The sequence below is a fragment of the Kosmotoga sp. genome, from assembly GCF_982836095.1.
This window is the reverse complement of record NZ_CEYIHJ010000049.1, coordinates 1-7288: the sequence shown is the minus strand read 5'-3', so window position 1 is coordinate 7288 and position 7288 is coordinate 1. Positions and strand designations below refer to the sequence as shown.

8 protein-coding genes and 1 pseudogene are annotated in these 7288 nt (G+C 40.4%); 6 read left to right on the top strand and 3 right to left on the bottom strand.

What is annotated here, in order from left to right; genetic code table 11:
• The 5 genes from AC3LHT_RS04855 to AC3LHT_RS04835 form a co-directional block, all read left to right on the top strand.
• On the top strand, positions 1-327 hold a 327-nt coding region (locus AC3LHT_RS04855), incomplete at its 5' end, for an ABC transporter substrate-binding protein (protein ID WP_488662138.1).
• A 70-nt stretch (positions 328-397) separates the two neighbouring features.
• Positions 398-1339 (top strand): branched-chain amino acid ABC transporter permease, encoded by a 942-nt coding sequence (locus tag AC3LHT_RS04850; RefSeq protein ID WP_290668209.1) that lies wholly within the window; start codon positions 398-400, stop codon positions 1337-1339.
• Positions 1339-2406 carry a branched-chain amino acid ABC transporter permease gene (locus tag AC3LHT_RS04845; protein WP_366011475.1) on the top strand — a complete coding sequence of 356 codons (1068 nt, stop codon included), beginning with the start codon at positions 1339-1341 and terminating at the stop codon, positions 2404-2406. Before AC3LHT_RS04850 ends, AC3LHT_RS04845 begins: the two co-directional genes overlap by 1 nt.
• On the top strand, positions 2399-3238 hold the full coding sequence (locus AC3LHT_RS04840) for an ABC transporter ATP-binding protein (RefSeq protein ID WP_290646852.1): 840 nt from the start codon (positions 2399-2401) through the stop codon (positions 3236-3238). The genes AC3LHT_RS04845 and AC3LHT_RS04840 overlap by 8 nt, the downstream gene beginning before the upstream one ends.
• Positions 3225-3947: an ABC transporter ATP-binding protein gene (locus AC3LHT_RS04835; protein ID WP_488662137.1), complete on the top strand. Its 723-nt coding sequence runs from the start codon at positions 3225-3227 to the stop codon at positions 3945-3947. The genes AC3LHT_RS04840 and AC3LHT_RS04835 overlap by 14 nt, the downstream gene beginning before the upstream one ends.
• A 61-nt stretch (positions 3948-4008) precedes the next feature.
• On the opposite strand, the gene AC3LHT_RS04830 is transcribed toward AC3LHT_RS04835, so the two are convergent.
• The 3 genes from AC3LHT_RS04830 to AC3LHT_RS04820 are packed head-to-tail and all read right to left on the bottom strand — an operon-like array spanning position 4009 to position 6573.
• On the bottom strand, positions 4009-5085 hold the full coding sequence (locus tag AC3LHT_RS04830) for an ABC transporter permease (RefSeq protein ID WP_290646854.1): 1077 nt from the start codon (positions 5083-5085) through the stop codon (positions 4009-4011).
• Positions 5082-6068, bottom strand: a complete 987-nt coding sequence (locus AC3LHT_RS04825; protein WP_290668201.1) for an ABC transporter ATP-binding protein — start codon at positions 6066-6068, stop codon at positions 5082-5084. The genes AC3LHT_RS04830 and AC3LHT_RS04825 overlap by 4 nt, the downstream gene beginning before the upstream one ends.
• Positions 6055-6573: a PadR family transcriptional regulator gene (locus AC3LHT_RS04820; protein ID WP_290668199.1), complete on the bottom strand. Its 519-nt coding sequence runs from the start codon at positions 6571-6573 to the stop codon at positions 6055-6057. Before AC3LHT_RS04820 ends, AC3LHT_RS04825 begins: the two co-directional genes overlap by 14 nt.
• A gap of 177 nt (positions 6574-6750) precedes the next feature.
• On the opposite strand from AC3LHT_RS04820, the pseudogene AC3LHT_RS04815 reads away from it, so the two are divergent.
• Positions 6751-7288: pseudogene (locus AC3LHT_RS04815) on the top strand (heavy metal translocating P-type ATPase); the annotation flags it as partial.

Sequence of the window (7288 nt, the reverse complement as noted above, 5' to 3'; positions counted from 1 at the left end):
TTTACGACCCATTACCATCCTGATAGCCCTGCTGTAACGGAAAATGCGAAGCTTTTCCTTACAAAGTACAAAGAGAAATTTAACAAAACTCCAGCAGCACTTAGTGCCCTTGGCTTTGATGCCTACATGGTAATACGTGATGCTATTTTGCGTGCAGGCAACACTGATAGAGAGGCAATAGCGCAGGCTATAAGAACCACAAGTAATTTCCCTGGTGCAACGGGAATCATCAACATTGACAAAGAAGGAAATGCTGTTAAATCTGTTGCAATTGTGAAAATCGAAGATGGTCAATTCAAGTACGATACAACGATAAATCCACAATAAGGCGGGAGAGTTCCTCCCGCTTCATCTTTAATATTTGACAGAGTCTTAATGATGACCGGAGGTGACCTGCTTGAACCTTTACACATTTCTTCAAAATCTTATAAATGGCCTAAGCCTTGGTTCGCTTTATGCGCTTATCGCCATAGGCTACACCATGGTGTATGGAATACTCAGGCTGATTAATTTTGCACATGGCGATGTGTTTATGATGGCAGTATACTTTGCCTTTTTCCTTGTGACATTGGGTAAAGTGCCCTGGTTGATTTCCTTCGTTATCGCTATTTTGGCCGCGGCGCTTCTTGGTTTCACAATCGACAGGGTTGCTTATAAGCCTATAAGAAATGCGCCCAGGGTTTCGGCCTTGATAACGGCGATTGGCGTTTCCTTTTTTCTTGAAAGTTTCGCAGTAGTGGTCTTCTCTGGCATTCCTCGCTCGTTTAGAAACATATATCCAAAATTTCTCAACAACATGTTGATTTTGGGCGGTCATGAAGAGGTCAAATACGGCAGAAATGTAATCGTTGGGGGATTACGAATCCCAATTGTTTCTTTTGTAATTCTTATTGTTACTGCAGTTGCTCTGGTTATACTGTGGTGGATCATATATAAAACAAAGATAGGTATGGCTATGAGAGCGGTTTCGGTCGATATTCCTACCACCTCTCTTATGGGTGTGAACGTAGATGGAGTAATAGGCTTTACTTTCGCTCTTGGATCAGCCTTGGCGGCTATTGGCGGTCTTCTATGGGCAACAAGATATCCTCAATTATGGCCTTATATGGGATTTATGCCGGGTTTGAAAGCTTTTATAGCGGCTGTATTTGGTGGCATAGGTTCGATTCAGGGAGCTGTGGTTGGAGGATTCCTTTTGGGATTAACTGAAATAATGCTTGTTGGCTTTTTCCCAAAAATGGCTGGGTATCGTGATGCCTTTGCTTTTCTCATTCTGATACTGATTCTCTCCGTAAAGCCCGAAGGGCTACTCGGGAAGAGATCAGTAGTGAAGGTGTGATGCCTATGAAATTATCTAATAGGACTAATTTCATATTGACCGTAGCTTTGGTTTTTTTCGTGTGGCTGCTTTTGTTCTTCATAAACGGCCATATGAACACTTACATGATTCGAATAGTTTCTCTCATTGGTATATATGGAGTAATGGCCGTTAGCTTAACCTTGATAAATGGAATCACCGGTATATTTTCTCTTGGGCATTCAGGTTTTATAGCGCTTGGAGCTTATACTTCAGCATTATTGACCATGTCAATTCATCAAAAGGAAGTTACCTTCATCCTCGACAAGGTAGCCTGGCCATTCAATTCTGTGCAGCTTCCTTTCCTTCCAGCAACGATTATAGGTGGGATTGTAGCGGCGGTATTTTCTTTTCTCATAGGTTGGCCTTCATTAAGGCTTTCAGGCGATTATCTTGCCATAGCCACACTGGGTTTCAGTGAAATTATAAGGATTCTCGCTTTGAACTTGCGCTCCATAACAAATGGAGCTTTGGGGTTGAAAAGCATTCCTCAATACACCAATGTCTGGTGGTCCTGGACCTGGCTTTTAATAACCGTGCTCTTTGTTGGGAGCCTTGTTAACAGTAGTTTTGGAAGGGCCTTAAAGGCTATCAGAGAAGACAGAGTAGCAGCTGCTTCCATGGGTATAAATATTTTCAAGCATCAGTTACTTAGTTTTGTTATTGGAGGCTTTTTTGCTGGGATTTCAGGTTCCCTTTATGCCCACTGGCTTACTACAATTGACCCTCGTACAACCTCAATAGGTGTCATGCTTACTTTCAATGTTTTGATCATGATAGTCATAGGAGGTCTTGGAAGTATTTCCGGGGCAATAATTGGTGCCGGGCTTTTTGCAATACTCACTGAATGGCTTCGATTCCTCGAGGAACCAATGAAAATCTTTTCCTTTGAATTCTCGGGAATTGCAGGACTGAGAATGCTGGTCTTTTCAGCTATGTTTGTCATGGTTATGATTTTCTGGCCCAGGGGCATCATGGGACGCAAAGAGTTGACTTGGAATACTCTCTATTCCAAGTTAAGACGTGGAAGTGGTGAGAGCAATGAATGAAATTCTAAAACTCGACCACGTTACAATGCAGTTTGGAGGATTAACAGCTGTAAATGACTTCAACAATCACGTAAGAGAGGGAGAAATTCTTGGCCTTATAGGTCCAAATGGTGCTGGAAAAACCACAGTTTTTAACGTTGTTACCGGCGTTTACTATCCCACTAAAGGGAAAGTGTTGTTCAATGGGCTCGATATTACCTCTTTGAAGCCACATCATATAACTCATGTCGGGATATCGAGAACCTTTCAAAATATCAGGCTCTTTCAGGATATGACTGTGCTGGATAATGTTATGGTAGCACAGCACCACGAAATAGCCACAAAGGATGCAGAGAAATATCTTGTGAAAATCGGCAAGAGCAAATATGGAGCCAATAGCACATGGTTCTGGAGAAGTGTTTTTAAACTTGGGTATTTACGCAGAGAGAAAGAGATGAAGGATAAGGCGCTAAATATACTTGAAAAATTAGGTCTTAGAAAACTCGCTGCTGAAAAAGCCAGTTCCCTTCCCTATGGAGAGCAGAGACTACTAGAGATTGCGAGAGCACTTGCTACTGACGCTAAGCTTCTGCTTCTTGACGAACCGGCTGCTGGCATGAATCCTTCTGAAAGTCAACAACTTGTTCAGCTTATAAAGTGGATAAGGGATGAATTCAAAGTTACCATCTTTATAATTGAGCACGATATGAAGGTAGTAATGGGGCTTTGTGAGAGAATTCTCGTAATGGACTACGGTGTTCTTATAGCTGAAGGTACCCCGGATGAAATCCAGGAAAACAAAAAAGTTATAGAGGCTTATCTTGGGGAGGAGTGGTCTCATGTCGCAGAATAACAATGCTATTCTGAAAATCGAAGGATTGAAAGTCAATTATGGGGCAATAAAGGCTATTAAGGGCATTGATCTTCAAGTTCCCGAAGGAAAAATAGTTACAATGATCGGGGCAAATGGAGCTGGAAAAACAACCACTCTTTCTGCCATAAGTGGTCTTGTCAAATCTTCGGAAGGAAGAATTACCTTCCAGGGCAAAGATATAACAAACCTTAATCCTCATCTGGTCAACAAGATGGGAATTTCTCTCGTACCTGAGGGAAGGCGTGTTTTTTCAAACCTAACGGTACGAGAGAACCTCATGATGGGAGCTTACAATCGAAAAGATGGAGAGGTGGATAAGGACCTTGAATGGGTTTTCGAGCTTTTTCCACGATTAAAAGAGCGGATAAACCAACTGGCAAGTACCCTTTCAGGTGGCGAACAACAAATGCTTGCCGTAAGCCGTGCTCTAATGTCCAGACCGAAGCTTATGATGATGGATGAACCCTCCCTTGGGCTTGCACCACTGCTTGTTAAAGAGGTTTTCGGCGTTATTAAAAAAATAAACAGTGAAGGTACTACTATCCTGCTTGTTGAACAAGATGCAGCCGTGGCTTTGAAGACATCGCATTATGGCTATGTTTTAGAAACCGGGAGAATTATTCTCCACGGTCCATCTGAAGAACTTCTCAAAAATGATGAAGTAAGAAAAGCCTATTTGGGGTTATGAAATCAATAAAGCAAATCCGGCTCGAAGGCCGGATTTTTGTTCGATCGATTTTATATAGTCGTTATGTAGTCGTAAGTTTTCCAAAAAGCGGGACAGCGAGTGAAAAAGTGATAACTGAAAAAATCAGTAAGATTATCACATCACCCGATATATTTTGGAATGTGCCGCCTAATACCATGACTTTTCTCAGCGCTTCAGCCGCATAAGTGAGTGGAAAAAATTTAGATATAGATTGCATAAACGAAGGCATTTGATTTACAGGGAAGAATACTCCTGAAAGAAACATCATGGGAAACATGAGTGTTGTAAGAATCATCTGGCTCGTTTCCTGATCTGGTGCTCCTGCCGTTATGATAATTCCTACACCAATAAAGCTCATAATTCCCAACACAAGGACAAAAAGGGCAAGCAAGATAGATCCCTGCACAGTAGCTCCAAAAAGAAACACTGCTATGAGCAAGATAATTATGGCTTGTAATATTCCTCTGATACCCTGAGCAAGTGTCTTTCCAAGAACGATTGAATAACGCGGAATAGGTGTTGTAAGAATTCCATCAAGAGTGCCTCGTTCTTTTTCAGTGGTTATTGCCGCGGCAAGTCCATTTACCACACTCATTATCGCAACCATTGCCATAATACCAGGAGCCATAAAGCTATAGTAATTGAACTCTCCACCACCAGGGTTTTCCATTTCCAATGTGAATTTGTCGTTCATATTTCCTATTGATCCCCCAATACTTGCTGTAATACCCTGCGCTGCCGCCATAGCCATCTGGGGATTTGATGGGCTTGGAATTAGCCTAACCTTTATTTCCTGTTTTTTTAACATTGCGCTGAGAAAGCCCTCCGGGATTACCATAGCCACATCTGCTTTTTCATCCAGAAGGAATTGCTTTAGTTCTTCTTCACTATCCACAAAGATGAAATTTTCTGTTTTCTTGTTTTCCATCATTTTTCTAAAACCGCTGTCGAGGGAGTATACAGCGACTTTAACATTTGCTCCCGATTGCATTTTTGGAAATATGTAGCCAGTCATAAGCATCATAAATATCGGCATGATAAGAAAAGCAAAAATGGCTATCCTGCTTCTGAAAAAGTACTTTAAGTCTTTGAAAGCTATTTGCAATGCGTATTTCATTGGTGCATCATCCTCCTTGCAAAACGTGCCTTTTTCACTGCTTGGTCTCGCATTTCATGACCTGTGAGCTTGATAAAAACATCTTCAAGTGTCGGCTCTACGGTTTTTATTGCCCGTATATTTAATGAATGCTTTGAAAGAAAATCCGTGATAAACGCCACAGGATTATCACAATTCATGATTATTCTTATCTCTTCTGAAGATCTGCTTAAAACCTTTTGCACACAGTCAAAGGCTTCAAGTTCCGTTACTAAATTTGAAGTCATATTGGGAATCTCTATATCAAGAATTTCATCATCGGATTGCTTCAACATACGCTTTAGACCTTTTGGAGTATCCAGAGCCACTATTTTTCCGTGATCGATAATCGCTATTCTATCTGAAAGTATATCCGCTTCTGTCATTATATGCGTTGTTAGAATCACTGTACGACCTTCTTCATTTATCTGCTTGATGAGCTCTCTGATGGTTCTCGTTGTTTGAGGATCCAGACCTAGAGTGGGTTCATCGAGAAAGATTATCTTGGGGTCGTGTAAAAGCGCTCTTATTACATTGATTCTTTGACGCATACCCGTTGAAAATTTACCAACCATGGTATCTTTCCATTTCAGCATATCTACCATTTCCAGAAGCTCCATACAACGTTTTTTGGCGTTTTTCTTATCCATCCCATTAAGCTTTGCGAAGAACATGAGGTTTTCAAACGCCGTTAGCCTGTCATACAGTATTGTTTTCTCTGAAACAAGCCCTATTTTTTCTCTCACTTTCGATGGCTCTTTCAAAATGTCATGATCAGCAACAATTGCAGTACCTGATGTTGGTCTTGATAAAGTGGTTAGCATTCTTATAGTTGTAGATTTACCGGCTCCATTAGGCCCCAAAAGTCCAAAGATTTCACCCTTTTTGACATCAAAAGTGACATTGTCGACAGCTAATACTTCCTTAAACTGCTTGGATAATTCCCTAACTTCAATGATGCTCATCTTCGTTCACCTCAACTTTTAAAGTTTCCAGAACATCGATCAACGTTTTTAGTTGGCTTATAAGTTTTTCGATGCTTTTTTTGTTTTCCCAATTTGTTTCTTTGAAAATTTCCATGGTTCTAAACAGGATTTTTCTCACAACTGCGGGCTGTTTGCTATGTCCCATATTATTAGGCAAAAGAATTTCAGCTTTTTTCTCCCCCATGAGCTTTGAAACAGATTCGGAAAGATCCCGGTAAGTGCTTATTAATTCTGCCCGCTTACTTTCAAACTCTTCGTGAACTTTAAGTCCGGATTTCGTTGGAGAATACAACTTCCGTTTTCCGTCCATTTCAAAGCGAAGATATCCCTTTGAGACAAGGGCGTTCAAAATTGGATAGACAGAACCGGGAGAAGGTTTATAACCTATTTTTTCTTCGATCAGTTCCATTATGCGATACCCGTGAATAGGGTGCTCTTTCACAACTATGTTGAATATCGCTACATTCAAAAAACCTTTGTGCATATATATCGCCTCCGATATATCACCTTAGATATATAATAACTTTTTTTTATTCACTAATCAACCATTTAGTTCTTCTAATGGAATTTGTTTCATCTGGGAAATCATATTGAAAAGAAAAATAGTTTAAAATAAAGATACCCCCCATGGGGGAGGGATACTTAGAAGGAAGGTGACAATGTGCAAGGTGGTGAAAAACATATGGAAGGTCATGTCCATAATAAAGCTGATCCTACAATTAATGGTTCTCATCATCAACACATGCTACAGGACTTTAAAAAGAGGTTTTTCATTTCATTGATATTGACAGCTCCCGTGTTATTTCTATCACCATTTTTTCAAATGGTTTTGAATTACGATATTACATTCACTGGAGCAAATTATCTGCTCTTTTTTTTGGCTGTAGTGGTTTATATTTATGGAGGATTTCCTTTCATCAAGGGTGCTCGAGAGGAAATCTCGGAAAAATTACCGGGAATGATGACATTAATAGCAATGGCAATAAGTGTAGCTTTTTTTTACAGCGCTGCAGTAACCTTTGGAATTGCTGGAAAAACTTTTTACTGGGAATTGGTGACATTAATTGACATCATGCTATTGGGTCATTGGATAGAAATGCGATCTGTATTGGGAGCTTCCCACGCACTTGAAGAACTTGTTAAACTAATGCCTGTTGAGGCTCACCTGATAACAAATGATGGGGTGAAAGATGTCTCAA